This window comes from Salinibacterium sp. AL4.1 (genome assembly GCF_059767305.1).
In genome coordinates this window covers 1,639,679-1,665,418 of record NZ_JBSOQK010000001.1, presented here as the reverse complement: position 1 = coordinate 1,665,418, position 25,740 = coordinate 1,639,679, and the positions used below count along the sequence as shown (strand labels likewise).

Genomic DNA, 25,740 nt, shown 5'->3' with positions numbered 1-25,740 from the left:
GGATGTCGGCTGATTCGCCGTCACCATCGTGCGGGTGTATTCTGTTGATAACGAATCTCATTACCGCTATCATCTACAGCTTTCGAAGGACACTCCCTTGTCTCGCTTCACCTCCGCCTTTTCTGCAACTCCGCGCTCGCGCGCGCTGACCGCTGGGGCCGTGCTTGCGGTCTCCGCGCTTACCCTCGCCGGATGCTCGACCACTGAGCCCGCCGAAGACGACGGCACGGTTTCCGTCGTCGCGTCCACGATCGTTTACGGTGACATCGCTGCCACGATCGGTGGCGACGCCGTTACCGTCACGAGCTTGATCGATAACCCGGCTCAAGATCCCCACAGCTACGAAGCGTCGGCTCAGGACCAGCTCGCTGTCTCCGAAGCTGACCTTGTGGTCCTCAACGGTGGCGGATACGACCCCTTCGCTGAAGCGCTGTACGAAGCTGCCGGTTCCGAAGCCCACTTGATCAACGCGGTGGAAGCATCTGGGTTGCTTGAGGAGGACGAAGACGATCACGATCATGCTGACGAAGAAGAGCACGCCGATGAAGACGATCATGCTGACGAAGAAGAGCATGCTGACGAAGACGAGCATGCCGACGAAGAAGAGCATGACGACCACGATCACATCGAGGGCTTCAACGAACACATTTGGTACAGCTTCCACGCAATCGAGCACGTTGCGGAGCACATTGCCGAGGAACTCGCGGAGCTAAGCCCCGAGAACAGCGACGCATTTGAGACAAACCTCGAATCGTTCCTCTCTGACCTCGAAGGCCTTGAAGAGCAAGCTGACTCGATCGCGGAAACGGCTGAGGGTCAGGGTGCTGCTGTGACAGAGCCTGTTGCGGTCTACTTGCTTGAGGCAGTGGGCCTTCACGACGACACGTCCTCCGACTTCACCGAGGCGATCGAGGAAGGCGCGGACGTTCCGCCGGCAGCGCTCCTCGAAGTGCTCGAGTTGGTCGAATCTGATCACGTGGCGGTCTTGGCCTACAACGAGCAGACCGCGAGCCCGGAGACGGAACGCGTTCGTGAAGCTGCCGAAGAGGCTGGACTTCCCGTAGTGTCATTCACCGAGACGCTGCCCGAGGGTGCAGACTACATCGAGTGGATGTCATCGAACTTGGATGCACTCGCGGTGGTTCTTGTCCCGTAATGGCGACAACCCGGTGAGCGCTTCGCCCTCTTTACCCGGAACTGCCGCGGACGCTTCGGCGCCCGCGGCAGTTCCCGTGCTGAGCATCCGTGATGGGGTGCTCAGCTTTGGCGCGCGCACGCTCTGGTCAGGGCTGAATGTGGATGTAGCTCCGGGAGAGTTCATCGCAGTGCTCGGCGCCAATGGCTCGGGCAAATCCAGTCTGCTTAAGACGATCCTGGGCCAGCAAAAGCTTGATGCCGGCACGATTTCCGTTGCGGGGCATCCTGTTCGTCGCGGCGATCGTTGCATCGGCTACATTCCGCAGCAAAAGCTGGCGGCACCCGGCACACCGTTGCGTGGCCGCGACTTAGTGACGCTCGGCGTGAATGGCCATCGCTTTGGAGTTCCAACACTCCCCCGTGCGGTGAAGGGTCGTGTCGATGAGCTCATCGCTGACGTAGGCGCTACCGACTATGCCAGCCAACCTCTCGGTTCGCTCTCCGGTGGTGAACAGCAGCGTTTGCGAGTGGCTCAATCCTTGGCTGCAGATCCGGTGTTGTTGCTCTGCGACGAACCACTGTTGAGTCTTGACCTGCAACATCAGCGTGGTGTTTCTGAGCTAATCGACCGGCGTCGTCGAGAGCACGATACTGCCGTGCTTTTTGTGACCCACGATGTGAACCCCATCCTGAGTATGGTCGACCGCGTTCTGTACTTAGCCGGCGGAAAATTCACGATCGGTACGCCGGAAGAAGTCTTGCGCAGTGACGTGTTGAGTGAGCTGTACGGCACTCCCGTCGAGGTCGTTCGCGTCGGCGGTCGCGTTATTGTGGCCGGAACCCCCCTCGGTGATCACCACCATGAGGAGGAGATCGCATGACGTTCGACGAATTCTTGGGCCAGGTCGTGAACTTCAGCGACTATGGCAAACTGCTCGACCTCGTGCGATTCTCGCTCGTTGCTGCAGCGGTGCTTGGCATCGCCGGTGGTCTCATCGGTGTCTTTGTAATGCAGCGCGACATGGCGTTCGCAGTGCACGGCATCAGTGAACTCTCCTTCGCGGGGGCGGCGGCAGCATTGCTCTTCGGCGTCAACGTGGTGGCGGGGTCATTGCTTGGCTCACTCGTGGCTGCACTTCTGATCGGGATGCTCGGGGCAAAGGCCCGCGATCGAAACTCGATCATTGGGGTGCTTATGCCATTCGGGATGGGGCTCGGAATCCTCTTCTTGGCGCTCTATACCGGACGCAGCGGCAACAAGTTCGGTCTCCTCACTGGGCAGATTATTTCTGTGGACAGCGAGCAACTTGGCCTGCTGATCGTGATCAGCGTGGTCGTCTTAGCAGCGTTGTTTGTCGTGTGGCGTCCGCTGACATTCGACAGTCTCGATCCCGAGGTGGCAGCGGCCCGCGGGGTGCCCTCGAGGGCACTAGCGCTGGGCTTCATGGTGCTGCTGGGCCTGATGGTCGCGGTTGCCGTACAGATCATCGGCGCTTTGCTAGTGATGGCACTGCTCGTGACGCCGGCAGCGGCCGCGATGCGAGTGTCGTCATCGCCGCGCCTGGTTCCTGTGCTCAGCATGATCTTTGGGTTTGTCTCGGCAACGGGCGGTGTGCTCTTGGCTATCGGTGGTTCATTGCCGATCAGCCCGTACATTACGACGATTTCCTTTCTGATCTACCTCGTTTGTCGCGTCATTGGCTCGCGCCGGGCTAGTGGGGGGCGCCGGGCGTCGCGCGTTGCTGCACCCCTAGCCATGACAAGTTCAGGTGGCCGAAGTTAGAATGGCCACCATGAAGCGCAATACGTGGCAGCGAGAAGCGGTGCGGGATGCTCTGACCCAGTCAGAGGGCTTCGTGAGCGCCCAAGCGCTGCACACCGCGCTGCGCGACGCGGGCAGCGCGATCGGTCTGGCGACGGTCTATCGCGCCCTGGCTGACCTCGCCGGAGCCGGCGATGCCGATTCGCTGCAGCAAGACGGCGAAAGCCTGTTTCGTGCCTGCACGCCCGACTCGCATCATCACCATTTGATCTGCCGCAACTGCGGAACAACCGTTGAAATCAAGGCGGATGCCGTCGAAGAGTGGGCCAAGAATGTCGCGGCTGAACACGGTTTCACGCAGCCGCACCACATTGTTGACGTCTTCGGCTTGTGCCGAGCGTGCTCTAGCACGTAACATATACCGTTGATCGAGCGGTATCTTCCGCTCTCGCAGACACATCCCACCCTGATTGAAACCGCGTGAAAATGCGGCTCGAGAAGAATGCAGTGTGTGTGCCGACAAGTGATCTTGGGTAAGGCTTAGTCCTTACGGTAACTAGAACAGGAGTATCACCATGGCAGCAACCTGCCAAGTGACCGGCGCCATTCCCGGCTTCGGACACAACATCTCGCACTCGCACCGTCGCACCAAGCGCCGTTTCGACCCGAACATCCAGAAGAAGACGTACTACGTACCGTCGCTTCGCCGCAACGTAACTCTTCAGTTGTCCGCAAAGGGCATCAAGGTAATTGACGCTCGTGGCATCGAATCCGTTGTCAAGGACCTCCTTGCACGTGGGGAGAAAATCTAATGGCAAAGGCACAGGACGTACGTCCGATCATCAAGCTCCGTTCAACTGCTGGAACGGGCTACACCTATGTGACGCGCAAGAACCGTCGCAACAACCCCGACCGCCTCGTACTCAAGAAGTACGACCCGGTGGTTCGCAAGCACGTTGAATTCCGCGAGGAGCGCTAAACATGGCTAAGAAGAGCAAGATTGCAAAGAACGAACAGCGCAAAGTTATCGTTGCGCGTTACGCTGAGCGTCGTCTCGAGCTGAAGAAGGCTCTCGTCGATCCCAACGGAACTGACGAGTCGCGCGAGGCTGCACGCCTCGGACTTCAGAAGCTCCCCCGCGATGCTTCGCCGATCCGCGTACGCGGTCGCGACGCCATCGATGGACGTCCCCGTGGATTCCTCAACCAGTTTGGTGTTTCCCGTGTTCGCTTCCGTGAAATGGCTCACCGGGGCGAGTTGCCCGGAATTACCAAGTCAAGCTGGTAGATTCCAAGCGGTTCCGACGTTTTCTAACGTTTTGGAACAACTAACTGCACAACGTCCCGAGGAGGACCACTATGGCTGACAAGTCGCTAAACCGTACTGAATTCGTAGCGGCGGTTGCCGCACAGTCTGGCCAGAGCCAGGCTGCCGTATCCGGCGTCGTTGACGCTTTCTTCGCCGTGCTGTCTGAATCGGTCAGCAAGGGAGTTAAGGTTTCGATCCCGGGTTGGATGGCTGCAGAGCAGACGTCTCGCGCGGCTCGCACCGGCCGTAACCCGCAAACGGGCGAAGCCATTCAGATCGCGGCCAGCAACGGCGTCAAGCTCAGCGCAGGCAGCAAGCTCAAGGCAGCAGCCAAGGGCTAAGCAGCAACTTTGAAAAGGGCGGCATCCTTCGGGATGTCGCCCTTTTTGCATTCCCGGTCGGGGAACGACGTCGTCGCGGTCGCTGGGCACACTCCCGGATAACCGCGAGTACTCTTGAGGAGTGTTACGAATCAGCCGGATAGCCGGTCCCGCGCTGCTGATCGTCATTGCCTTTGTTGTGGTCGTGACGGGCCTGCGCTTCGGTGGCGGAGCAGAAGCTCCGATCCTCCTCGACCCCGGCGCCGTCGTGCGGTGGGGTTTGCCCATCTCCAAACTGTTCGTGAACCTCGGTCTCTCTGCCACGATCGGCGCGCTCATGATCGCGATCTTTGCGATGAGCCCCAAGCGCGACGAATTCACCCTCACTCTCGACTTTGCTGCCGCTGGCGCCGCCGTATGGGCTGTGGCCTCTGCCTTTACGGGCTTTTTCACCTTTCTGGCCGTGCGCAACCAGCCGATCGACCTCTCTAGCGCCTTCGGTGACGTTCTCGCCAGCTTTCTTACGGTCACCGAACTCGGTCAGGCCTGGCTCGCCACGGTGCTCATAGCGGCTGCTGTGACCGTTCTGTGCTTCGCGGTGCGCAATATGAGCGCGCTCGTGTTCGTTCTCGTGCTCGCGGTTGCCGGTCTCATCCCCATGGCACTCCAAGGTCACAGCGGCGGAACCGAAGACCACGACGCCGCCACGAGCGCCATCTATCTACACCTCGTATTCGCTGCTCTCTGGCTTGGCGGGCTTCTCGCGATCGCAATCGCCCGCTCCGCCCTCGGCAAAGAGCGTCTCGCGACGGTGCTGCGCCGCTATTCCAGCATCGCGCTGGTGAGTTTTATCGTGGTGGCCGCCTCCGGCTATGTGAGTGCAGAAATTCGTGTCGAAAACCTGACGAACCTGCTGTCGCCGTACGGCATCCTCGTGCTCGTCAAGGTCTTTGCCTTGATCGTGATGGGCCTCTTCGGGGCGGTGTACCGCAATTATGCGATCGGCCGGCTCGAAGCCAGCCCTCGCAAGGAACGCGGATGGTTCTGGTGGATTGTTACCGCCGAGCTCGGTTTCATGGGCCTCGCGTCGGGCGCTGCTGCCGCGTTGGCTGCGACGCCCACGCCCGTTCCCGAGGTTGTGGCCGCTGATTTGCCCGACTCCTCCCCCGCTGCCTATCTCACGGGCTCGCCATTGCCGCCGCCCGTCACCGCCGGCAACCTCTTCACGCTGTGGAGCTTCGACCTCATCTGGGTACTCATCTGTGCCTTCGCGATCTTCTTCTACCTCGCGGGCGTCTGGCGCTTGCACAAGCGTGGCGACCGCTGGCCCGTGCACCGCACCGTGTTCTGGGTGCTCGGAATGCTGCTGCTGTTCTACATCACCAACGGTGGCGTAAACGTGTACGAGGGCTACCTTTTCTCGATGCACATGCTCGGGCACATGACGCTCGGCATGATGATTCCTGTGCTGCTGGTTCCGGGGGCTCCTGTCACGCTCGCGATGCGCGCGATCGCCAAGCGCACCGATGGCAGCCGCGGAGCGCGCGAGTGGATTCTGCTGATCGTGCACTCGCGGTATCTAGCGGTAATCGGGCATCCGCTCATCGCTGCCGGCATCTTCGTGGTCTCGCTGTGGGTGTTCTACTACACACCGCTGTTCCGCTGGGCGACAACCGACCATGTGGGGCACGAGTGGATGATCATCCACTTCCTCGCCTCGGGCTACCTGTTAGTGCAGGCCCTCATCGGCGTCGACCCGACACCGCACCGCACGTCGTACCCGATTCGCTTGTTGCTCTTGTTGGGCACGATGGCCTTCCACGCGTTCTTCGGCCTAGCTCTCATGACCGGCTCTGGGCTGCTGCTCGCCGATTGGTACGGCGCGATGGGCTGGGACACCGGCGTGAGTGCGCTCGAGGACCAGCGCATCGGAGGCGGGATCGCCTGGAGCGTGGGAGAAATTCCCACGATTGCTCTCGCGATTGCGGTTGCCATTATGTGGCGCCGCAGCGACGGCCGTGCCTCGGTGCGTTACGACCGCAAGGCCGAGCGCGACGGAGATGCCGAACTCGACGCCTACAACGAGATGCTCGCTAAGCGCTAGAAGCGCTCCCCTCGCGGGCGGATGTTCGCTAGTTGGGGTACTGCGCGGTGATGAGCAACTCATCCTCCGGCATAAACGTCACGAGGTAGCTCGCGGTGAAGTCGACGTCTTTATCGAAGGTGGAGACCGAGCCATCGAAAATGGAACGGACATCGACCTTGAGATGCGCCGCGGCATCCGTAGCGGGCATGAGCCAGCTTCCGGCAGAACCACCGGGAAGGAGCGTTACCTCGGGGTAGGTTGCCATGCTCCACTCGGGAGTCGTGACGATGCGGTTGGCCATGGGCTGGCCGAACGGGCATCCGGTGGGCAAGAGAACCACCTGAGTGGCGCACTCGTCGAGGTAGTCGTTCACTTCGCTCTGAACCTGCGCGACCATGGCGTCGTTGGCAACAACCTCGAGGCTGGCACGCACGGTATCGCCGGGGGTGACGGCGGAGACCCGGATGGGCTCTGCAGTCAGGAACGTCGAAGTGTGACTGATCTCGAAGCTGCTGGGGGTGAGAACGACGTAGGGCGTGGGAGCGTCTTGCGCCGGAGCCACAAATTCGGCGCCATTGGCGGTGAAGCTCTGGGCGTTGGCAACGGTGAGGCGCACGATGGTCAGCGGAGTACTGACGAACTTCCAGTCGGCGAAGACCCCAAAGGTGGTGCCGTTGCGTTCCACCGTGAAAGCGGAGCTGGTGGTGATGCCGTCGAGGTCATAGACGAAGGTGACCGTCTCGGTGCCGTTCTCGTTGACCGTGCGATTGGCGAGCTCGATGTTTTCAATCGTGCTGAGCGCTGACGGGCGCAGCAAGTCGTGGGATCCGGCCAGCAGCATTGAGCCCGCACCGGTGGTGTCGATCGGGGTTGCGCCCGAGCCGTCGTCGGAGGCGGCCCCAGGATCGTCTTCTAGCTGGATGTCGGCAATCTGCAGTGCCGATTCCATGTCATGACGGGCGAGGGCGCCGAGATAGCTGCGCACAAAACCGTCAGCGCTGAAGAGCGTGGAATTCACGATCAGAACAGTCGTAACGAAGGCGGCAGCGATCAGCCCGAGCACGATAGACCAGGTGACAAGCTCGCGACGCATTCACACATCCTAAACCGCTGAGGTGAGAGATACGCTGCACACAGAATGTGGCGCGCAGGCGCAGTCGGGGCCACTGGCAGCATTAGGGTGATTGGGTGTCCGAAATAACCCTCTCGCCTGAGCAAGCAGCCGTCTTCGCTGCGATCGAGACGACGCGCGAGAACCTCTTTGTTACGGGCCGAGCTGGTACGGGTAAATCGACGCTGCTCAATCATCTGGCGCACAACACGTCGAAGCAGATCGTGATCTGTGCGCCCACCGGTGTCGCCGCTCTCAACGTGGGTGGGCAAACCATCCATTCGCTGTTTCGGCTGCCGATCGGCGTTATTGCTGACCACGAACTCGAGCAGAACGATCAGCTTCGCAAGCTGCTCAACACTATTGAGACCCTCGTTATCGACGAGGTATCCATGGTTAACGCCGATCTCCTCGATGCAATTGACCGCAGCCTGCGTCAGGCACGGCAACGCAAGAAGGAACCATTTGGTGGCGTGCAGGTCGTGCTGTTTGGCGACCCGTACCAGCTTGCTCCGGTTCCGGGAGATCCGGATGAGCGGGCGTACTTCGAAGACCGCTACCGCTCCATCTGGTTCTTCGATGCCCTCGTGTGGCAAGAGACCGACCTGACGATTTACGAACTCACGAGCATCCATCGCCAGCACGAGGATGAGTTCAAATACATGCTCAATGCCGTTCGTCACAACGGCGTCACCGCTGAGATCGCGGGCCGCCTCAATGCGGTGGGTGCTCGCCCCGCGCCCAACGACGGCACCATCACACTCGCGACCACGAACAGCACCGTGACGCGCATCAATGCTTCGGCACTCGCACGGCTGCCCGGTCGAGTGCTCACGGCGAAGGCCGAAATTTCGGGAGAATTCGGCGGGCGCGCCTACCCGGCTGATGAAGCTCTTGAACTCAAGGTGGGCGCGCAAGTGATGTTCTTGCGCAACGACACTCAAGAGGGCGGCACCCAGCGCTGGGTCAATGGCAGCGTCGGCACCGTCGTCAAGATTGCTGACACCGTCTGGGTCGAGATCGACGGGCGCGACTACGAAGTGAAGCCCGCCGTCTGGGAGAAGTTCAAGTACTCCTACTCAGCGCGCACTAAAGCGCTGCGCAAGGATGTCGTGGCCGAGTTCACGCAGTTTCCGCTGCGCCTAGCGTGGGCCGTCACCATCCACAAGTCGCAAGGCAAAACCTACGACAGTGCGATCGTGGATCTGGGACCGCGCTCGTTCGCCCCCGGTCAGACCTACGTGGCACTCAGCCGGATCAGCCGCCTTGAGGGGCTCTACCTCACGCGCCCGCTGCGCCCGAGCGACATCATCGTGGACGAGAACGTGGTGCGCTTCATGTCGCGCTCAAAGCCGATTCCCGCCATTCAGGCGTAGACGCGGAGCAAGCGCTCCCCCATGGTGTGATCGCACTCCCCCGTTGCGACTGCCGCTACCGAACGCTGTCGCTACTTCACGCTGCCGGCCGTGATGCCTTCCACGATCTGCTTGTTGAAGACGATATAGATCACGATCATCGGCAGTGTGACGATTGAAAGCGCCGAGAACAGCAGTCCGTAGTCGGTTACATACCGGCTGGAGAATGCAAGCAAGCCGGTCGGAATTGTCTTGAGCGCGTCATCCTGAATGTAGAGCAGAGCGAGCAAAAACTCATTCCAGCTCGAGAGCGCCGAAAAGATCGCCACTGTCGCCAGGCCGGGGCGCAGTAGCGGGAGCGCGATTGAAGCGAAAACGCGCAAGTCACTCGCTCCGTCGATGCGCGCGGCTTCGAAGAGTTCGTTGGGCACGGCATCCAAGTAGACCTTGAGCAGGTAGACCGCCAGCGGTAGCCCCATAGCGGTGTAAGGAATGATGAGCGCCCAGCGCGTATCGGTGATGGCGAGCTGGGTGAACATCGTTGACTGAGCGATGAAGTACGACTGCAAGGGCAGCAGGAGACCCAGTGCAAGTAACCCCATCAGTAGGTTACGACCCCGGAAGCGGTAACGGCTGAACGCGAAGGCAGCGGCGGCCCCGAATAGCAGGATGCCTAGAACCGAAGCGCCCGTGACGATGATGCTGTTGAGAGCGTACTGGCCGATGTGGCCGATCTCGAAGGCCTCGACCCAGCGCCCGAAGTCGATCTCGGTCGGCAGGGAGAAGGGGGACGCAAAGATCGCGGAGTTCGACTTGAAGCTGGAAAACACCATCCAGAGCATGGGGAAGAAGAAGACCACGGCGATGACCGCGAGAGCGCCCGTGAACAGCACGTCGGGAATGCGCAGGGGAGCCTTGCGCCCCGCATGATGCTTGCTGCCTGAGCCCCGCTGCGAGGATGGCGCTTTACGTTTGGTCAGGCTCATGAGCGCACGTCCTCTGGCTTCTCACGATTGACTCGCGTGAAGACTAGGCCCAGCGCCACAACAACAGCGGTGAGCACGACAGCCATGGCGGAGCCGTAGCCAACATTCTGAAAAGTGAATACTGACTTCACAAGGTAGGTCGTGGGGATCTCGGTGGCGCCGTAAGGCCCGCCGTTGGTCATCACGTAGAAGAGATCAAAGCCTTGGAAGCCGCCGGTGATGCAGAGCAGTAGTGCGACGGTGATCGCATTGCGAATCATGGGTACCTTGATGCGGCGAAAGAGCTGCCATTCGTTCGCTCCATCGAGCCGAGCCGCCTCGACAACCTCGGTAGGCACCTGATTGAAGGCCGCGTAAAAGATAGTCATGTAGAAACCGGCATATACCCAGCCGGAGACCACGCTGACAGCGAGGAGTGCCGTCGCCGGATCACCGAGCCAGACACGTTGCAGGCTGTCGAGGCCGAGGGACTGCAGCGCTGCGTTGAGAAGACCGAAGTCGTTGTTGTAGACGAAGGCCCACAACACGGCGACGACCACCATCGGCAACATGACCGGGGTGAAGATTGCCACGCGGAACCAGAGCGAGCCGCGCCGGTGCACGCTCACGAGACCGGCAAGAACGAGGCCCACCACTACCTCCAACACGATCGTGATGGCGATGTAAATGAGCACGTGCACGAAGGAGTCGCGAAATAAGACGTCGTTTGCGGCCTTGATGTAGTTGTCGATGCCGACAAACACCATGGTGCCGTAGCCGTTCCACTCCGTGAAGCTATAGGCGAAGGTCATGATCACGGGAAAGAGCACAGCGAAGCCGAAGACCGCCATGGCGGGCACCAAGAACAGATACGGGGTGGCCGTACGGTTCGGCTTCATCGGTGTTCCCTTCGAAAGAAAGAACTGGTCGTCCGCCTTCGGGTGACGGACGACCAGCGGTGTGCCGCGCTAGCGCACTGACGAACTAGCGCGAACGGTTAGCCCAGCTTCTGATCAATGCCGGCTACGGCATCCGCGGGGGAAGACTGACCACCGAGCACTTCAGCGAGAGCCGCATAGAGGGCGTTCGCTGTTTCAAGGTCGTAGCCGTTGTCGGGCGGAAGCACGATTGCCGGTGCGGTCTCGAGAAGCGCCGTGAGGGACGCGGTGCGTGAGTCGATGTCTTCGCCGGATGCCGCGGAAAGCGTCATCGGGGTAAGTTCTGCTCCGATGAATTGCTGAACGTTCTCGTCGCTGTTGAGCAGTGCGAGGAATTCTGCTGCTTCATCCTGCTTCGTGCTCTGAGCGTTGACGACGTAGCCGGTGACAACGCCGATCACGCTCTCCTGGTTTCCTTCGCCGGGCATGGCGGGAAGGTTGACGTAGTCGAAGTTCAGGTCGGGCGCCTCGTCGATCGCCCAGCTCACGAGCCACGAACCAATGGCGTGCATGGCAGCCTTGCCCTGGAAAAACAGTTGCGCGCCTTCATTGTCATCAACCGCATTCACGCTCTCGTTGACGCAGTTGTGGTCGGCGAGCTCTTCGACATAACCAAAGGCTTCAACCCACTCCGGGGTGTTGAAGTCGGCCTCGCCAGCGAGCGAAGCGCTGTACGCCTCTTCGCCCACAACACGGGAAGTGAGGTGGGCGAGCCAGTTGCCCGCCGCCCACAGATCCTTGTTGCCTGAGGCGATCGGGATGATTCCCTCAGCGTTGAGAGCGTCGCAGGTGTCGAGAAGCTCGTCCCAGGTGGTGGGAGGCGTGAGTCCGGCATCCGCAAAGATGTCTTCGTTGAACCAGAGCACGTTGGTGACGTCAGCGGAGTGAGGCACCATAACGACGGAACCATCGACGGTGAGTGAGGTGAAGACCTCGTCGTCGAAGAGCCCCGCAAGAGGCCCGGATGTCACCGCATCGGTGAGATCAGCAGCGAAGCCGTCGGCCGCACGCTGTTCGAGCCGAGCGCCCGCCCACTCGAAGTAGATGTCCGGAGCGTTGCGCCCGTTGAGCAGGTTGGGAAGTCCGATCGTTTGGTACAGATCGTCGTCTTGGTAGTTCATCTCGACGGTGACGTCGGGATTCGCCGCCTCGTACTGGGCGGCGACGTCGTCCCACACCCGGATCTGAGCTTCACCGGGGGAGCCCATCGCGATGCGAAGTACGTTGTCGTCGGAACCTCCGTCACCGGCTGAACAACCGGTGAGGATCAGGGCTGAGGCGCTGAGAGCAGCGACAGCAGCGAGAGTCTTCTTTCTCGTGACGGGCATGATCATTCCTTTGCTGTAGGTGATGCAGTGTCGGGTGATGCAGTGCGGGGTCGTGCGGGTGGAGCAGGTGATTCGGGTGGTGAACCCCCGGCGGAAACGAGCTCCGCCAAAGTCATATCGAGCAGATCGCCAAAAACTCGGCGGCGAGCGGCGCGCAGCGCAGCGAGGAAAGGGCGAAGCCGCGACGGGCCATCGGTGGTGAGCCGGCCTGCAGCGGCGAGCTGCGCGACTTCCACGAGCGCGTGGGCGCCCACACGGAACGACTCGAGCCACGGGCGAACTTCGTCAATGAGCTTCTGGTTGGTAACCGGGCCATCGAGCAGCCGATCGGCGCTGCGCACCATCGAGTCTGCAATCGTGAGCAACTCGGATGCCGCGGCGGCGGAATCGCCGAACTCCGACTCAAAAGTGAAGCGCTCGAGGGCTTCGCCCAGCGCGGGAGCGTCGTCAGCCGAGAGGCACGAGGAACGAACCGTGTCGGCGAACATGCTGAAGTCTTCGGCGTTTTCGGAACCAACGACATCCAGAATCGCTTGCTTCCAGCTGGCCTCGGGGTCGTAGCCCGCGGGGTCGCGCAGGTAGTCGGCGATCGTAGCGAAGGGAATTTTGGAGGACTCGAAGAGCTCCATGCCGTTCGCGATGATGCCGGTCGAGAAGCGGTGCAACTGTGGGTCACGGCCGCGATAAGGCCCGATGTGCAGCTCATGGCCCATCGCGACATCGTTCACGGGATAGTTATCCCAGTAGGTAGCGGGGCGACCAGTGGCGCGGGCAAAAACAGCGGCATCGGCGAGATCGAGCGTGGCTGAGCAAATGGCGCGGCCTGTCCAGAAGAGGTCGATGCGCGGGTCAATGCCGAGCCCGAGCTGGCTGATGTATTCCTCGTCGCCGTAACCCCAATACTGCGTGGGGCACACGGTGAGCTGAGTACTCGAGTCGAACTGGGCAAACACGCGGCCAATGACTGACTGGTGAGCCGTAACGAGATCGGGGAAGGTGGCTCGGTCGGCTGGATGCTGCAGCCGGGCCGGGATGTCATCCAGCAACAGTCCGAAGCTGGTGACGCCCAATTCGCGCACGGAGTCGAACTTGGCGAGCAGCATCGCGATGTCGTCGTCACTGGAGTACTTCATCGTGAGCCCGGGGGAGAGGCAGTACATGAACGTCATGTCGTGCGTGGCGCAGCGCGCGATGAGTTCGTCCATGCGGGCGAGTTCGGCACCCTCGTAGGGAGTACGCCAATCGTGCCGTACGAGCGGGTCGTCTTTGGGGGAGTACACGAAGGTGTTCATACCGCGCTCGCCGAGAAAATCGATCAGGTCGAGCCGCTGCTCATGGCTCCAGGGCGCGCCGTAGAACCCCTCGATGACGCCGCGGACGGCGAAAGGAGAGGGCGTGGCGCTGACCCGGGAGTGAGTGGTCATGGTGTCGTTATCCGGCCAATGAATCGGTGGTTGCTGACATCGCCGCTCGAGGTATTGCTGCTTTCGTAGATGTCGGGGATCACTCCGGCATCCACCGAAAGCTGAATGGCTTCGGCCATCACGGCGTTGAGGATTGCTGCTCCCACCACAGTAGAGGTCGCAGACACCCGGCTGCCGAGGCCAGCGATGTCCACGGCCGCATCGCCGACGGCGCCACCGTTGTCGATCACGACGGTCGCGAGTTCATGGAGTCGCGGCAGCACGGTGGGGCGGGCCTCGGGGGAGGTGGCGTGGGTGAGGCTCGTGATCGCAATTACGGGGGTGCCGTTTGCCATTGCCAGCTGCACGAGCTCTGAGGTCACGGCGTTGCTGCCGGAATTGGATGCCACGATCAGTACGTCATCGGGGGCGATGGGGTGATCGCGCAACAGCGCCTCGGCGAGGCCGGGAAGACGTTCGAGGGAGGTGCTGAGGAGTGCACTCGTGTGCAGCATCAGCCCTTCGAACAGCAGAGGCTTCACGTTCACGAGGCCGCCAGCGCGGTAGTACAACTCTTCCGCCAACATATGGGAGTGGCCAGTGCCAAAGATGTGAATGGTGCGCTGCGCGACCAGGGCATCGGCGATGATGCGGGCGGCGGCGAGAATGTTGGCACCTTCGTTGGTGCGCAGTCGATCAACGAGTTCGGTTGCCAGTCCCAAGTAACGCACGGCGGGTGAGTGCGCGTCGAGTGTGGTCGGGGTCGAGGACATCATGCGGGGTTTCCTTCTTTCCACACGTGGATGAGGCTGCGATAAAGGTTGTCGGTGTCGCCCGTGCCGATCAGCAGGGCGCCTTCCAGAGCCGAACCATCGGCGGGCCGGAACGACATGCCTTCGGAGGCGAGGTGCTCGACTAGGCGAGCGAAAAGCAGGGTGTTGGGGCCGAGCAGCTTGCCGCCGAGCGCGAGCGGAGCATCCGCTGCCACCCAAGCCACGGCAACTCGTGCGGTGAGAAAGAGCTCGCGCGCGGCGTGCTCGACGATGGAGTTGGCGACAGCGTCTCCGTCGCTTGCTGCGGCGAGAACGGAGCGTGCGAACTGAGAAATACGATTGACCGGGCGGTGAGCGCTGTGAAGTCGGGCCGCCAAATCGTTGAGGCCCTCAAACTGTTCGGCAGCGCGGGTGGTGAGAGAGGTCGTCTCGCCGCGGCCATCGAGGGCGCGGAGCACGGCTGAGATTCCCCGGCTGCCGAGCCAGAACCCGCCGCCAGAATCGCCTAAAAGGTAGCCATCCCCATCAACGGTGCGCGTCTCGCCGTTCTCGCGGACCGCAAGGCAAGCCACGCCGGTTCCGGTGTTGAGCGAGACGCCCGCCTCGGCAGAAAGAGCGCCGGCGTGAGAGGTGGCAGTGTCGTTGGCTATCCACACCTCGCTGGCGCCCGTGGTGGCCGACACCAGTTCGGCCAGGCGGGAGAAGGAGGCGGCATCGGCGGGAACAGTCGTCAGCCCCATGATCACGCGATCCACGGGGGCAAATTTGCCGTGGTTCCACGCGGTGGCGACGGCACCAGCAACGGAGCGCATGGTGTCGCCTTCGAGACGGCTGACGCCATCCACTTCTACGGTTCCGGGCTGTGCACTGCTCCTAAGCCGGATGCCAGATTGGCCGCCGTCGACAGCGAGCACGCGAAGCATTAGCTGTTCCGAGCCGGATCTGGAGAGAAGGCGCCGCCCGAAACCTGAGCGGTGAGCTGGTACTTGTCGCCGCGGTAGAAGCAATTGGCGATCATGATGATGTTTCCGCGCGCGTCGGAATCGACCATCCGGATGCGCAAGCAGGCCTGGTTCTCGCTAATGGTGAGCAGCTCGCGCACTCGCTCGTCGGGCAAAACCGGCTCGATCGAGACGTTCGCGGCGCCAGGGGAGACGCGGTAGCGGCTGCTCAGTAGCTCGTACAGGGAACCACCGAGGTCGCTGCCGTTGATTCCGGGAACGAGTGCCTGAGGAATCCAGACGGTTTCGACGGCCATGGCTTCGCCGCTGCCGAGGCGCAAGCGTGTGAAGCTGACTACGGGGTCGCCGGGCGCGATCTGAAGTTGGGTGGCCATTGCGGCATCGGCGGGAGCGACGCGGTAGGCGAGCAAGCGTGCGCTGGGCTCGAGGCCGCGATCGCGCATATCTTGCGAAAAAGAGGTGAGCCCGAGCAGTCGCACGAAGGGTTGCGGGGTGACGTAGGTGCCAGAACCGTGGCGGCGTTCAACCAGACCCTCGGCGACGAGCGCGTCAACTGCGCGGCGGATCGTCATGCGGGCGACACCCCAGCGGGCACTCAAGTCGCGTTCGCTGGGCAGGCTCTTGCCCACCTCTGTCGACGCTACGAGTTCTCGCAAGCGCGCACGAAGGGTGTGCCGGGTGGACTCTTCTACAATTGTCACCCTCACATTGAAGCCCATTTTCGCACCCCGGGTAAAGGGTGAAGTAGACCATTCCGGGGTACATTGTGCCGTAATCTAACCGAAACATTCCCGGTATTGCGGCTTGGATTCCCGATAAGTGCAGGGCTAGCGATGCACCATCTAGACCACTATCGATTCAGTCAGCAAGCCACAATGTAGACCAGTTGACGCGACCGATATGGTGAACCCATGAGCAACATTCGGCCCGCGGGACTTTACGATCTTCCCGGCACCTATCGCGTGTGTCTTCAGACCGCGGATGCCGGGGCCGATGGGAGCGCTCTCTTCGCGAATCCTGACCTCCTGGGCCACATTTACGTGGGCCCGTATCTCGTGGGTGCCCCCGATCTCGCGTTCGTCATCGCTGACGAACTCGGAGTTGCCGGTTATGTTCTCGGCGCCGCCGATACCCGCGATTTTGAACAGTGGCAAGAGCGGGAGTGGTGGCCGCTGCTGCGCGAGCAATACCCGGCGACTTCCGGAAGTTCGCTCGACGACGAGCTAATTTCTCACCTCCACGCGCCAGTGACAGCACCAGCTGCGGCGGTCGAGAATCATCCCGCCCACCTCCACATCGACCTACTGCCGCGCGTGCAAGGTACGGGCGCGGGGCGAGCGATGATGGAGACACTCTTTACCGCGTTGCTCGCTCGTGGAGCACGCGGTGTTCACCTCGATGTTGGCGAAGACAACCACAATGCGATCTCGTTCTACCGCCACCTCGGCTTCGTCGAGCTGGCGCGCGGAACCGACTCGATCTACCTGGGAATGGAACTCTCGTGATTCTGCCTCACTCCACCGCTACGCCACTCCGCGGCGGCCCCACGCTGCGCTGGGGTGTGCTCGCGCCCGGCGGCATCGCCACTGACTGGGTGGCGGCGATGCACGCCAACACCGACCAGCGGGTCGTTGCTGTGGCGTCGCGCTCGGCCGATCGCGCGGCAGAGTTCGCTCAGAAGCACGGCATCGAGCGCAGCTACGGCAGCTACGAGCAGCTCGTTGCCGACCCTGACGTCGACATCGTTTACATCGCTGCGCCCAACGTCTTCCACCAACCGCTGGCGCTGCTCGCAATCGCCGCTGGTAAGCATGTCTTGATCGAGAAGCCCCTCGGCATCGACGCCGCTGACGCCCACGTCATCGTGGATGCCGCGCGAGCTGCGGGCGTCTTTGCCATGGAAGCCATGTGGACCCGCTTCTTGCCGCAAACCACGATCATCGAGCAACTCTTGGCCCAGGGCGAGCTCGGAGACGTGGCCATGGTCACGGCAGATTTCGGCGCAAACTTTGGGGAACCATCCGGTCAACCCGTCTTCGACCCCGCGATGGGCGGTGGCTCGCTGCGCGACATCGGCATCTACCCCGTGTGGTTCTCGCAGTTCGTCCTCGGTGCTCCCAGCGCAGCCGTGACAACGGGGCGGATGCTCGCGAGCGGTGTCGATGCGCAGGCGGCCATGATTCTCGACCACGCCACCGGTGCCCAGGCCGTGTTGCACACGACGATGCTCGCCGACACCCCCACGGAGGCCCGCATTAGCGGCTCGCGCGCTCGCGTTGAGGTGCGCACTCCGTTCTACGCGCCGAATGGTTTCGCTTTTGTGCGCGACGAGGAACGCACCGAGTTCACTGACGGTACGGGGTTGCGCGGTCGTGAAGGGCTCGCTTTTCAGACGACCGCGATTGCGGCGCACGTTGCAGCGGGGCGAACGGAAGCGCCCGAGCATCCGCTCGATACGTCGCTCACGGTGTTGCGCACGCTTGACGGCCTGCGCGGGCAAGTCGAAGCTGCGGGCTAACTTTTCCCGGAGCACTCGCCCAATTGCGGCCCGGTGATGGAGAATTATCGAATGGAATTCTCCTTCGCCTTCACGCCTGACCTCATCGCGGTCTTTCTCACACTCTTCGTTCTCGAAATTGTGCTCGGCGTCGACAACGTCATCTTCATTTCGATCCTCGCGTCGAAACTTCCGAAGGATCAGCAGGCGAAGGCTCGCAACCTCGGCCTCACTCTCGCGATGCTCATGCGAATCATTCTCGTTCTGTTTGCGGGCTGGATCATCACGTTGAAGGACGAAATTTTCGTCGTCGGCGAGCTGGGGTTCTCGTGGAAAGACCTCATCCTCATTGCGGGTGGTCTCTTCCTCGTCTACAAGGCCGTCACCGAAATACACCACAAGCTTGAAGGCGACGAAGAGCACAGCTCTAGCAGTGGCAAGAAAGCGGCCACTTTTGGGTCGGTTATCGCACAGATTCTGGTGCTCGACCTCGTCTTTTCTCTCGATTCCGTCATCACGGCCGTCGGCATGACAGAGAACCTCGTCGTTATCATCACCGTGGTGGTGCTGTCGTTCGGCATCATGCTCTTCGCGGCGCGCTTTATCTTTACCTTCGTCAACAAGCATCCGACAGTGAAGATGCTGGCTCTGTCGTTCTTGCTCCTCATCGGAGTCTTCCTGATCGCCGAGGGATTCGGGGTCTACATCGACAAGGCCCTCATCTACGCGCCGATGGCGTTCGCGATTCTGGTCGAAGCTCTCAACCTGATCGTTGCGGCCCGGCGAGCGAAGCGCGAGGAGCGTCGTCAGCGCCCTGTGGGATTGCGCCCACGGTACGCCGATGTTGACGAATTGGTCGCGGTGCACACTGCGCTCATGGGTCGTTCAAGCGCCGGATCGGTGGGGCTGTCGAAGAAGCCTGTTGAGGGGTCTGCGGGCTCCGACGCTGACGGCGTTCGCGAAGAGCGCGCGGGGCTCGGGTAGCGCTGCCCAAGGCGGGCCGTGCCGGTTCGGCGACACGACCCGCGCGGCAGGCTAGGCGGCCGCTTTCGCGCGCGACAAGTCGATGAACAGGTCGGTGTTGAACTGGTACGCGGCGAGCACTTCTTCAATGACTCGGTCGCGTTCAGCGTCATCCCACTCGACAGCATCAAGCTGGTCGCGGTACGTGTTTTTAAACTCTTTGGGCTTCGCAATCTCATCGAACAGGTAGAAGCCAACACCGTTGGTGTCGAAACCGAACTGGCGCTGCATGATGGTGCGGATGACCTGACCGCCAGAGAGATCGCCGAGGTAGCGAGTGTAGTGGTGGGCGATGAAGCCGCCAGCCCAGTTTTGGGCGGCAATCTCACGCACTCGAGCGGCATAGGCGGCAGCAGTCGGCAGCGCTGTGATCTGATCGCGCCAGTCGGAACCGATCAAGAATTCAAGGTCCGCTTCAATTGCGGGAAGGCGAGTGAGCTGCGATGTGATGAACGGCGCGGCCTCAGGGTCTGTGGAGAACTGGTCGGCGGCAGCTTCGATTGCTTCGTAAATGAAGTAGTGCTGCGCGACGAGTGCGACGTAATCTTCGCGGGTTCCCTTGCCCGTCATGAGGTCTTTCATGAAGTCGGCACCCTCGCTGTCGCCATGACTCGACCACGTGCGCTCGCGAAGTGCCTGCGAGAACGGAATTACTGCCACGGGGTCTCCTAGCGAAAGCGGGGTTAGGTAACCCTCACTCTAGCGAAGCCGAAATCGGCAAAACATCATCCGAAAGTTGGGTCTTCGGCGGGACTGTATCGTGAGCAGGTGAGTGCAACTGAACAGCCACGGGTGCTGGCAACGACGAAGCAGTGGTTGGCGCTGGGCGTGCTGATGCTGCCGACTCTCTTGGTGTCGATCGACAACACTGTGCTGAGTTTTGCGCTGCCGAGCATCGCCCGCGATCTGCGCCCGAGCGCCGTTGCCCAGCTGTGGATCGTTGACGTCTATCCACTGGTCTTGGCCGCGCTGTTGGTCGGGATGGGCAACCTTGGCGATCGCTTCGGTCGTCGTCGTTTGCTACTTCTCGGTGCCTCGGGCTTCGGCGTCGTTTCGGTGCTCGCCGCGTTTGCTCCCGATGCGACCACGCTCGTACTCGCTCGCATTCTGCTGGGCGTCTTTGGCGCGATGCTGATGCCGTCGACGTTGTCTCTGCTGCGGTCGCTGTTCGTGGATCGCCGTCAGCGGCGACTCGCGATCGCGATCTGGGCCGCGGGATTCTCGGCGGGTTCTGCCATTGGGCCACTCGTCGGGGGAGTTCTGCTGGAGAACTTCTGGTGGGGATCGGTGTTTCTCGTTGCCGTGCCGTTCCTGCTGCCGCTGCTGATCTTCGCGCCCATCTTGATTCCCGAGTCGAAGGATCCCACTCCCGGACCGTTCGATCTGGGCAGCATCCTGCTATCGATTCTTACGCTCGGCCCGGCGGTGTACGCGATCAAAGAACTCGCGACCGAGGGCGTGGGAGTGCTGCCTATTGCCCTGTTAGTAATTGCCGCGCTGTCCGGCATTTTTTTCGTCCGCCGGTTGCTGGGGCAGACCAACCCGATGCTCGATATGCAGCTCTTTCGCGTGCCCTCCTTCAGTGGCGCAGTGCTCGTGAATCTCGTGAGCGTCTTCTCGTTGCTCGGCCTGCTGTTTTTTCTTACCCAACACCTTCAGTTGGTGGAAGGGCTGAGCCCGTTCGACGCTGCGCTCGCCCTGACGCCGGGCATCCTCGTGATTATCGTCGCGGGCCTGGTTGTTGTGCCGCTCGTGCGTTTCGTGCGACCGGGCTACCTCATGGCGGGCGGTCTCACGCTGTCGCTGCTCGCGTATGGCTCCATTGCGCTGACCGGTAACGATGCCACGGTGCTGAGCTACATCGTGGCGTTCTGCGTTCTCGGGGCCGGCATCGGTTCGGCCGAGACGCTCTCGAACGACCTCATCATTTCGAGTGTGACTCCCGACAAGGCGGGAGCGGCATCCGGCGTCTCGGAGACCGCCTACGAGCTTGGCGCAGTGCTGGGAACCGCGGTATTAGGCAGTATTTTGACCGCGTCGTACCGCTCGACGATCGATATTCCCGAGGGTCTGAGTGCTGTGGATGCCACCGCCGCGCGAGAAACGTTGGGCGGGGCCGTGGAGGTCGCTTCGACGCTGCCCGGCGGGCTCGGCGAGGAACTGTTGGAGTCAGCACGACACGCTTTTGATTCGGGAGTCGTCACCACGTCGTGGGTGGCCGTGGTGCTGATGGCGGTGGCGATCACGATCACGCTGGTGACGCTCCGCTCGGTACGCAGCTAGCGCATTCGGGGTCGGAGCGCTGGGTTAAACGCTCACGCCGGTCGCACGGCTGTCGGCGCCGATGCCGACGAGAAGTAGCAGTACCGCGGCCGCAAAGTGCAGAACGTTGTCGGCGGCATTGAGCGCCAAGACGTTGAATTCTGACCCGATAAGCAGCAGCCCGGCGAACCCCAGGATGAGAAGGCCGAAGCCGAGCGCGGAGTTCGCGGCACGCGCAGCAGCCCGATTCGAGAGCGCGGCGAGAACCAGCGCGGCACCTATCACTATGTGGATAACGTTGTGGAAAACGTTCACCTGGAACACGTTGGCGAGCAATCCGCCTTCGGTCGCGAAGAAGCCAACACCCCCGGTCACGGTAAAGCCGAGCAGGCCGATGAGTACAAAGAGTGCGCCGACAATTGCGCCGAGCATACGGTTGGGCGATCGAGTCATAATTACTTCCCCCTTGTGCACACCCTAGGTAAGTGCGCAGTCCTGCCCTTAATTCGTACTCCTAACGGTTGCCGTTTGCTAGGGCAGGTGCGGGTGAATTCTCTCCCGTAGTAAATAGAACATATGATGTATGCTGTTTACGCGCGACAGACTCCCGCGCCTACTGCGATCCTCAAAGGCGAAGATGAAGATTACCGGCTACCGCTGCCTCAGCACGGTTCATGACTGGGGGCGCCCTGTGGGCGACGTCAACGGCGTCGTTGCCTCGGGAAAGACAGAGTTCCCGATTCTGTTGCTCGAGACCGACGTCGGCATCACCGGGGTCGGCACTGGCTCGCACCGTGACCTCGCCCAGATCTTTCCCGCTATCGAAGGCCAAGACCCTCGCGCGGTGACTGCTCTCTATGACCGGATGCTCGCGCAAGTCTTTAAGTCCGGGCACGGTGGTGCCACTTTTGGCGGCATCGGAACCTTCGACATGGCGCTCTGGGACATCAAAGCCAAGGCGCTTGGTGAGCCACTCTGGCGGCTCCTCGGAGCCCGGGACAAGTTTGTTCCCGGTTACGCTTCCGGCCTCGATATCGCGCTCGACGACGACGCACTTTCTGCCTTCTACCTAACGATGGCCGAGCGGGGCTACACCGCGGGCAAGCTCAAGGGCGGACGAGACTCGGTGGATGACATCCGCCGACTCCGACTCGTTGAGCAAGCGCTCAGTGGCAATACCCGCAACCCCGGACTCATGCTCGACGCGAATGAATCGTGGAACCTCAAGCAGGCGGAGCGGTTCATGGCCAAGATCGAGAACGAACTCGACCTTGCGTGGATCGAGGAGCCCCTTCGCCGCTGGGACGCGGCAGGCCATGCTCGTTTGAGTCGTTCGACTCGTGCAGCCGTGGCGACTGGGGAAAACCTCACGGGGCTCGAACAGTACTCTCAACTCTTCGACCTCGGGGGCGTCGACATCGTCCAGGCGGGCAGCGTGTGGGGGATCACTCACTTTCTGCGCGTCGCGCATGCCGCCCACAGCCGCAACCTGCCCGTGAGCCCCGTCGGACTGACCCTTAACGCCGCACTCGCGGCAGCCGCAGCCGCTGTTCCCAATCATCTCAGCGCTGAAGTTCAAGATCTCAATGCACCATTCGGCGTCACGATCGACCAAGAGTTCGTTGATGGTGGCATCGTCGTCGGCGATACCCCCGGTGTTGGAGTTTCCATCGACGAAGCGGCCATCGCTACCCAGTCGATAACGCAGGCGGGCTGGCTCGATCCCGCCGGCCCACACGTGCGTTCCGAGCGCGCAGGATTGCGACTCGTTGCTGAATAGTCGGGCACGGTGCTGGGCGGAGCGCCTGAACCGGGCTGACGGATGCGCTCCCCTATGCTGGGGGAATGGACCCCGTGACTGCTAAGACTGCTGCGCCCACGTGGCTCAGGAGTGGTGAGGTTGGCCGTGCGCCTGCTGCGCGTCTTGGGGTTGCGGTTGTTCGTGAGCTCGTGGATTCGATCGTCACGGAGCAGGTTCCCGCCGGCACAACGCTCCCGCCCGAAGGCACCCTCAGTACCCACTTCGGCGTGAGTCGCACGGTGATTCGCGAGTCGGTTAAGCGAGTCGAAGAAAAGGGCTTGGTGACGGTGGCCCAGGGCCGCGGCACCACCGTGAACCCCGCAAGCTCCTGGAACATGCTCGACCCGGTCGTACTCTCTTCCCTCGTCGATAACGACGACACCCTCGGCGTTCTCGACGAACTTGCCGTTGTTCGCGGCAGCCTTGAGGCATCGATGGCCAGTGCTGCCGCCACGAAACGCAATGATGCGGATGTCACAGCGCTCCGTGCGCTCGTGGAAAGAATGCACGCCACTCTCTCTGACGCAGAAGAGAACGCCCTCGCCGACGCAGAGTTTCACCGCCTCGTTATGGACCTTTCCGGCATCCGTCTGGCCGCCAACATCACGGGAATTCTCTTTGATCGCGCGCTCTCGAGCACCCGATTCGTGGGAGAGCGCCCCGATGAGGCCGCATTGAACGTGACACTGGCTGAACACGTTGCCGTTCTCGATGCGATTGAGGCTGGCGACCCCCAAGCGGCCTCCGAAGCGATGGCAACGCACATCTCGTGTGCCTGGTTGCGCCGCCGGCCGACCGAGTCCTGAACGCCAGGCCCACTAGGGCCCGAGCGCCAGCTGCCCCGGTGACTTGACTAGCCCTTGGTGCCGCCCGCGGTCATTCCGCTCACGAGGAAGCGTTGGGAGAACAGGAAGAGGATCAGCACCGGCGCGACCGAGAGCAGCGTCCCGAGCGCCAACACTGGCAGCTCGATCGTCGTTGCGCCCGCGTTGGTGGGGTTGAACTGCGGCACGTTCGCGAGCATCTCGGCCAGCCCGACCTGAATCGGCGCACCCTTGCCGGGAACCGTGACGAAGGGCAAGAAGTAGTTGGTCCAGTTGGCCACAAAGCTGAAGAACCCGACGAGCGCGATCACCGGGATCGCCAGCGGCATCGCGACCTGGGTGAAGACACGAAACTCCCCGGCGCCATCGAGGCGGCCGGCATCCAACAGGTCGCGGGGCACGGTGGTGGAGAAGTAGATGTAGGTCAGATAGACGCCGAACGGGAAGAACGAGTACGGCAAGATCACAGCGAGCGGTGACCCGATGAGGTCAACGGCGCTGAGCTCAAGGAACACGGGGAGTACGAGCGCGGTGTTGGGGATGAGCATCACGATGAGGGTCGTTGCGAGCAACAGCTTGCGGCCCTTGAACTCGGTCAGCGCGAGGGCGTAGCCACACGGGATGCTGATCACGAGAGTGAGAACCAGTGCGGCACCCGAGTACAGAGCGGAGTTGCCCAACCAGGTCCACACGAGACCGTCTTGGTAGGCGACCAGGCTTGTCCAGTTCTCGGCAAGAGTGCTGAAGCTGCCGAACGAGAAGGGCATATCGAGTAGCAACTGCCGCGCATCCTTCGTCGGGGCAAAGAGCAACCAGACGATGGGGATGACGAAGAACGAGACGAAGACGACCGTAATGGAGGCGCCGAGTACGCGCCACAGCCACTGGGCAGGGCTGCGCTCGCTGCGTCGGATAGCGAGTGAGTGATTAGTCGCGCTCAAAGAGACCTCCACGGAAGACAAAGAAGCTGCTCAAACCGAGCGCTACAACAAGCAGAACCAGTGAGATCGCTGCCGAGCCGTTGAAGTCGTTCTGTTTGAACGCATAAAGGAAAGCGAGTTGGTTGAGCGAGTAATCCTGCGGCACAACGCCCTTGCTCGCGATGGAGAGAACACGAGGTTCAACGAAGAGTTGGGTTCCCGCAGCCAGCGAGAGGATCGCCATGTACGAGATCCACTTGCGGAGCAACGGGATCTGGATGTGCCAGGCCACGTTGATGGGGCCAGCGCCGTCGATGCGAGCAGCCTCCATGATCTCCGACGAGATGTTGTTGAGGGCGCCATACATGATCACGATCCAGCCGCCGGCTCCCGTCCAGAAAGCGATGACCGCGAAGATGACGGGGAGCTGGTCGAGGCGTACAACCTGCACGAACGACTCGAAGCCGAAGGCATCCAGAATGAACGACACGGGGCTGACGGCGGGGTCGAGCACGAACAGCCAGAGCATGACGCTGGATGCTCCAGCCAAAGCTCCGGGAATGTAATAGAAAAAGCGGATGCTGGTGGAGAGCCACCGCGCCTTGATGGCGTGAGTAATGAGCGCCAGAAGAACGACGATGATCACGAGCCCGACCAGCCACACGGCCACGAAGAGAGCAACGTGGCCGAGGGCCGGCAGGAAGCGATAATCGCTAAAGATTTTTGCGAAGTTGGAGACACCCGCGAAGCTGCCGTTCTTCGTGAACGCGAGGTAGATGGCGTAGATCGCGGGCAGTACACCGAAGGCAATGAGAAACAGGGTGTAGCCGCTCGAAAAGGCTGCGCCGACTCTGGCTTGCGATCGCGAAAGCGATGGCGATGCTGTCTTGTGGGGGGACCGCTGCCGACTCTGTTGAGAGTCGGCAGCGTCTATAGCCGTGGAAGTCACGTGTCTCCAGGATTGA

The 25,740-nt window shown here is 61.6% G+C and carries 28 protein-coding genes; 16 read left to right on the top strand and 12 right to left on the bottom strand.

Features of this window, described 5'->3' with window-relative positions:
- Positions 1-97 precede the first annotated feature (97 nt).
- The 9 genes from ACWTV3_RS08055 to ACWTV3_RS08015 all read left to right on the top strand — a co-directional run bounded on the left by ACWTV3_RS08055 (position 98) and on the right by ACWTV3_RS08015 (position 6,631).
- Positions 98-1,156: a metal ABC transporter solute-binding protein, Zn/Mn family gene (locus ACWTV3_RS08055; RefSeq protein WP_498477671.1), complete on the top strand. Its 1,059-nt coding sequence runs from the start codon at positions 98-100 to the stop codon at positions 1,154-1,156.
- 13 nt (positions 1,157-1,169) lie between these two features.
- Positions 1,170-2,018 (top strand): metal ABC transporter ATP-binding protein, encoded by an 849-nt coding sequence (locus ACWTV3_RS08050; RefSeq protein ID WP_498477670.1) that lies wholly within the window; start codon positions 1,170-1,172, stop codon positions 2,016-2,018.
- Positions 2,015-2,920, top strand: coding sequence for a metal ABC transporter permease (locus ACWTV3_RS08045; protein ID WP_498477669.1), 906 nt, complete (start codon positions 2,015-2,017; stop codon positions 2,918-2,920). The genes ACWTV3_RS08050 and ACWTV3_RS08045 overlap by 4 nt, the downstream gene beginning before the upstream one ends.
- A 10-nt stretch (positions 2,921-2,930) precedes the next feature.
- On the top strand, positions 2,931-3,314 hold the full coding sequence (locus tag ACWTV3_RS08040) for a Fur family transcriptional regulator (protein WP_498477667.1): 384 nt from the start codon (positions 2,931-2,933) through the stop codon (positions 3,312-3,314).
- Between the two features lie 160 nt (positions 3,315-3,474).
- Positions 3,475-3,711 (top strand): 50S ribosomal protein L28, encoded by a 237-nt coding sequence (gene rpmB, locus ACWTV3_RS08035; RefSeq protein ID WP_022885355.1) that lies wholly within the window; start codon positions 3,475-3,477, stop codon positions 3,709-3,711.
- Positions 3,711-3,878 (top strand): 50S ribosomal protein L33, encoded by a 168-nt coding sequence (gene rpmG / locus ACWTV3_RS08030; RefSeq protein ID WP_009773536.1) that lies wholly within the window; start codon positions 3,711-3,713, stop codon positions 3,876-3,878. Before rpmB ends, rpmG begins: the two co-directional genes overlap by 1 nt.
- Positions 3,879-3,880: 2 nt before the next feature.
- Positions 3,881-4,186: a 30S ribosomal protein S14 gene (gene rpsN / locus ACWTV3_RS08025; protein WP_100387825.1), complete on the top strand. Its 306-nt coding sequence runs from the start codon at positions 3,881-3,883 to the stop codon at positions 4,184-4,186.
- 71 nt (positions 4,187-4,257) lie between these two features.
- The gene (locus ACWTV3_RS08020; RefSeq protein WP_498477665.1) at positions 4,258-4,548 is read left to right on the top strand and encodes an HU family DNA-binding protein; all 291 of its coding nucleotides are present in this window, start codon (positions 4,258-4,260) and stop codon (positions 4,546-4,548) included.
- A gap of 121 nt (positions 4,549-4,669) precedes the next feature.
- Positions 4,670-6,631, top strand: a complete 1,962-nt coding sequence (locus ACWTV3_RS08015) for a bifunctional copper resistance protein CopD/cytochrome c oxidase assembly protein (protein ID WP_498477663.1) — start codon at positions 4,670-4,672, stop codon at positions 6,629-6,631.
- A 28-nt stretch (positions 6,632-6,659) separates the two neighbouring features.
- On the opposite strand, the gene ACWTV3_RS08010 is transcribed toward ACWTV3_RS08015, so the two are convergent.
- Positions 6,660-7,706 (bottom strand): hypothetical protein, encoded by a 1,047-nt coding sequence (locus tag ACWTV3_RS08010; RefSeq protein ID WP_498477662.1) that lies wholly within the window; start codon positions 7,704-7,706, stop codon positions 6,660-6,662.
- A gap of 95 nt (positions 7,707-7,801) precedes the next feature.
- Here ACWTV3_RS08010 and ACWTV3_RS08005 point away from each other — a divergent pair, with 95 nt between their 5' ends.
- Complete coding sequence (locus ACWTV3_RS08005; protein ID WP_498477660.1) at positions 7,802-9,100, top strand: ATP-dependent DNA helicase; 1,299 nt, start codon at positions 7,802-7,804, stop codon at positions 9,098-9,100.
- Between the two features lie 71 nt (positions 9,101-9,171).
- Here ACWTV3_RS08005 and ACWTV3_RS08000 read toward each other — a convergent pair whose 3' ends face one another.
- From ACWTV3_RS08000 to ACWTV3_RS07970, 7 genes are all read right to left on the bottom strand, one after another.
- Complete coding sequence (locus ACWTV3_RS08000) at positions 9,172-10,065, bottom strand: carbohydrate ABC transporter permease (RefSeq protein WP_498477659.1); 894 nt, start codon at positions 10,063-10,065, stop codon at positions 9,172-9,174.
- The gene (locus ACWTV3_RS07995; protein ID WP_498477657.1) at positions 10,062-10,943 is read right to left on the bottom strand and encodes a carbohydrate ABC transporter permease; all 882 of its coding nucleotides are present in this window, start codon (positions 10,941-10,943) and stop codon (positions 10,062-10,064) included. Before ACWTV3_RS07995 ends, ACWTV3_RS08000 begins: the two co-directional genes overlap by 4 nt.
- Positions 10,944-11,041: 98 nt before the next feature.
- Complete coding sequence (locus tag ACWTV3_RS07990; RefSeq protein WP_498477656.1) at positions 11,042-12,310, bottom strand: ABC transporter substrate-binding protein; 1,269 nt, start codon at positions 12,308-12,310, stop codon at positions 11,042-11,044.
- Between the two features lie 2 nt (positions 12,311-12,312).
- The gene (locus tag ACWTV3_RS07985; protein WP_498477655.1) at positions 12,313-13,734 is read right to left on the bottom strand and encodes a protein O-GlcNAcase; all 1,422 of its coding nucleotides are present in this window, start codon (positions 13,732-13,734) and stop codon (positions 12,313-12,315) included.
- Positions 13,731-14,489, bottom strand: coding sequence for a sugar isomerase domain-containing protein (locus ACWTV3_RS07980; RefSeq protein WP_498477654.1), 759 nt, complete (start codon positions 14,487-14,489; stop codon positions 13,731-13,733). The genes ACWTV3_RS07985 and ACWTV3_RS07980 overlap by 4 nt, the downstream gene beginning before the upstream one ends.
- Positions 14,486-15,409, bottom strand: coding sequence for an N-acetylglucosamine kinase (locus ACWTV3_RS07975; RefSeq protein WP_498477653.1), 924 nt, complete (start codon positions 15,407-15,409; stop codon positions 14,486-14,488). The genes ACWTV3_RS07980 and ACWTV3_RS07975 overlap by 4 nt, the downstream gene beginning before the upstream one ends.
- Positions 15,409-16,149 carry a GntR family transcriptional regulator gene (locus ACWTV3_RS07970; protein ID WP_339618595.1) on the bottom strand — a complete coding sequence of 247 codons (741 nt, stop codon included), beginning with the start codon at positions 16,147-16,149 and terminating at the stop codon, positions 15,409-15,411. The genes ACWTV3_RS07975 and ACWTV3_RS07970 overlap by 1 nt, the downstream gene beginning before the upstream one ends.
- Before the next feature lie 210 nt (positions 16,150-16,359).
- On the opposite strand from ACWTV3_RS07970, the gene ACWTV3_RS07965 reads away from it, so the two are divergent.
- From ACWTV3_RS07965 to ACWTV3_RS07955, 3 genes are read left to right on the top strand one after another with little or no spacing between them, the layout of a single operon-like run.
- Positions 16,360-16,953, top strand: a complete 594-nt coding sequence (locus ACWTV3_RS07965; protein WP_498477652.1) for a GNAT family N-acetyltransferase — start codon at positions 16,360-16,362, stop codon at positions 16,951-16,953.
- The gene (locus tag ACWTV3_RS07960) at positions 16,950-17,966 is read left to right on the top strand and encodes a Gfo/Idh/MocA family protein (protein WP_498477651.1); all 1,017 of its coding nucleotides are present in this window, start codon (positions 16,950-16,952) and stop codon (positions 17,964-17,966) included. Before ACWTV3_RS07965 ends, ACWTV3_RS07960 begins: the two co-directional genes overlap by 4 nt.
- 51 nt (positions 17,967-18,017) lie before the next feature.
- Entirely contained in the window at positions 18,018-18,929 is a 912-nt protein-coding gene (locus ACWTV3_RS07955) for a TerC family protein (protein ID WP_498477650.1), read from the top strand.
- Positions 18,930-18,980: 51 nt separating this feature from the next.
- Here the strand turns inward: ACWTV3_RS07955 and ACWTV3_RS07950 are convergent, their stop codons facing one another.
- A complete protein-coding gene (locus ACWTV3_RS07950; protein ID WP_498477649.1) occupies positions 18,981-19,628 on the bottom strand; it encodes a biliverdin-producing heme oxygenase in 648 nt (215 codons plus the stop codon).
- A 108-nt stretch (positions 19,629-19,736) separates the two neighbouring features.
- Here ACWTV3_RS07950 and ACWTV3_RS07945 point away from each other — a divergent pair, with 108 nt between their 5' ends.
- Complete coding sequence (locus tag ACWTV3_RS07945) at positions 19,737-21,251, top strand: MFS transporter (RefSeq protein ID WP_498477648.1); 1,515 nt, start codon at positions 19,737-19,739, stop codon at positions 21,249-21,251.
- A 24-nt stretch (positions 21,252-21,275) separates the two neighbouring features.
- On the opposite strand, the gene ACWTV3_RS07940 is transcribed toward ACWTV3_RS07945, so the two are convergent.
- Positions 21,276-21,683 carry a DUF4383 domain-containing protein gene (locus ACWTV3_RS07940; protein WP_498477647.1) on the bottom strand — a complete coding sequence of 136 codons (408 nt, stop codon included), beginning with the start codon at positions 21,681-21,683 and terminating at the stop codon, positions 21,276-21,278.
- A 184-nt stretch (positions 21,684-21,867) separates the two neighbouring features.
- Between ACWTV3_RS07940 and ACWTV3_RS07935 the strand changes: the two genes are divergently transcribed.
- Positions 21,868-23,010, top strand: a complete 1,143-nt coding sequence (locus ACWTV3_RS07935; RefSeq protein WP_498477646.1) for a mandelate racemase/muconate lactonizing enzyme family protein — start codon at positions 21,868-21,870, stop codon at positions 23,008-23,010.
- Between the two features lie 65 nt (positions 23,011-23,075).
- A complete protein-coding gene (locus ACWTV3_RS07930) occupies positions 23,076-23,837 on the top strand; it encodes a FadR/GntR family transcriptional regulator (protein ID WP_498477644.1) in 762 nt (253 codons plus the stop codon).
- Between the two features lie 47 nt (positions 23,838-23,884).
- Here ACWTV3_RS07930 and ACWTV3_RS07925 read toward each other — a convergent pair whose 3' ends face one another.
- Both ACWTV3_RS07925 and ACWTV3_RS07920 read right to left on the bottom strand, forming a co-directional pair.
- On the bottom strand, positions 23,885-24,796 hold the full coding sequence (locus tag ACWTV3_RS07925; protein WP_498477643.1) for a carbohydrate ABC transporter permease: 912 nt from the start codon (positions 24,794-24,796) through the stop codon (positions 23,885-23,887).
- Entirely contained in the window at positions 24,783-25,724 is a 942-nt protein-coding gene (locus ACWTV3_RS07920; protein WP_498477642.1) for a carbohydrate ABC transporter permease, read from the bottom strand. The genes ACWTV3_RS07925 and ACWTV3_RS07920 overlap by 14 nt, the downstream gene beginning before the upstream one ends.
- Positions 25,725-25,740: the final 16 nt, after the last annotated feature.

Coding starts and splice junctions, on each gene's coding strand:
- ACWTV3_RS08045 (WP_498477669.1), top strand. CDS start 2,015: ATGACGTTCGACGAATTCTTGGGCCAGGTCGTGAACTTCAGCGACTAT.
- ACWTV3_RS08040 (WP_498477667.1), top strand. CDS start 2,931: ATGAAGCGCAATACGTGGCAGCGAGAAGCGGTGCGGGATGCTCTGACC.
- rpmB (WP_022885355.1), top strand. CDS start 3,475: ATGGCAGCAACCTGCCAAGTGACCGGCGCCATTCCCGGCTTCGGACAC.
- rpmG (WP_009773536.1), top strand. CDS start 3,711: ATGGCAAAGGCACAGGACGTACGTCCGATCATCAAGCTCCGTTCAACT.
- rpsN (WP_100387825.1), top strand. CDS start 3,881: ATGGCTAAGAAGAGCAAGATTGCAAAGAACGAACAGCGCAAAGTTATC.
- ACWTV3_RS08020 (WP_498477665.1), top strand. CDS start 4,258: ATGGCTGACAAGTCGCTAAACCGTACTGAATTCGTAGCGGCGGTTGCC.
- ACWTV3_RS08010 (WP_498477662.1), bottom strand. CDS start 7,706: ATGCGTCGCGAGCTTGTCACCTGGTCTATCGTGCTCGGGCTGATCGCT.
- ACWTV3_RS08000 (WP_498477659.1), bottom strand. CDS start 10,065: ATGAGCCTGACCAAACGTAAAGCGCCATCCTCGCAGCGGGGCTCAGGC.
- ACWTV3_RS07995 (WP_498477657.1), bottom strand. CDS start 10,943: ATGAAGCCGAACCGTACGGCCACCCCGTATCTGTTCTTGGTGCCCGCC.
- ACWTV3_RS07990 (WP_498477656.1), bottom strand. CDS start 12,310: ATGCCCGTCACGAGAAAGAAGACTCTCGCTGCTGTCGCTGCTCTCAGC.
- ACWTV3_RS07985 (WP_498477655.1), bottom strand. CDS start 13,734: ATGACCACTCACTCCCGGGTCAGCGCCACGCCCTCTCCTTTCGCCGTC.
- ACWTV3_RS07980 (WP_498477654.1), bottom strand. CDS start 14,489: ATGATGTCCTCGACCCCGACCACACTCGACGCGCACTCACCCGCCGTG.
- ACWTV3_RS07975 (WP_498477653.1), bottom strand. CDS start 15,409: ATGCTTCGCGTGCTCGCTGTCGACGGCGGCCAATCTGGCATCCGGCTT.
- ACWTV3_RS07965 (WP_498477652.1), top strand. CDS start 16,360: ATGAGCAACATTCGGCCCGCGGGACTTTACGATCTTCCCGGCACCTAT.
- ACWTV3_RS07955 (WP_498477650.1), top strand. CDS start 18,018: ATGGAATTCTCCTTCGCCTTCACGCCTGACCTCATCGCGGTCTTTCTC.
- ACWTV3_RS07940 (WP_498477647.1), bottom strand. CDS start 21,683: ATGACTCGATCGCCCAACCGTATGCTCGGCGCAATTGTCGGCGCACTC.
- ACWTV3_RS07935 (WP_498477646.1), top strand. CDS start 21,868: ATGAAGATTACCGGCTACCGCTGCCTCAGCACGGTTCATGACTGGGGG.
- ACWTV3_RS07930 (WP_498477644.1), top strand. CDS start 23,076: ATGGACCCCGTGACTGCTAAGACTGCTGCGCCCACGTGGCTCAGGAGT.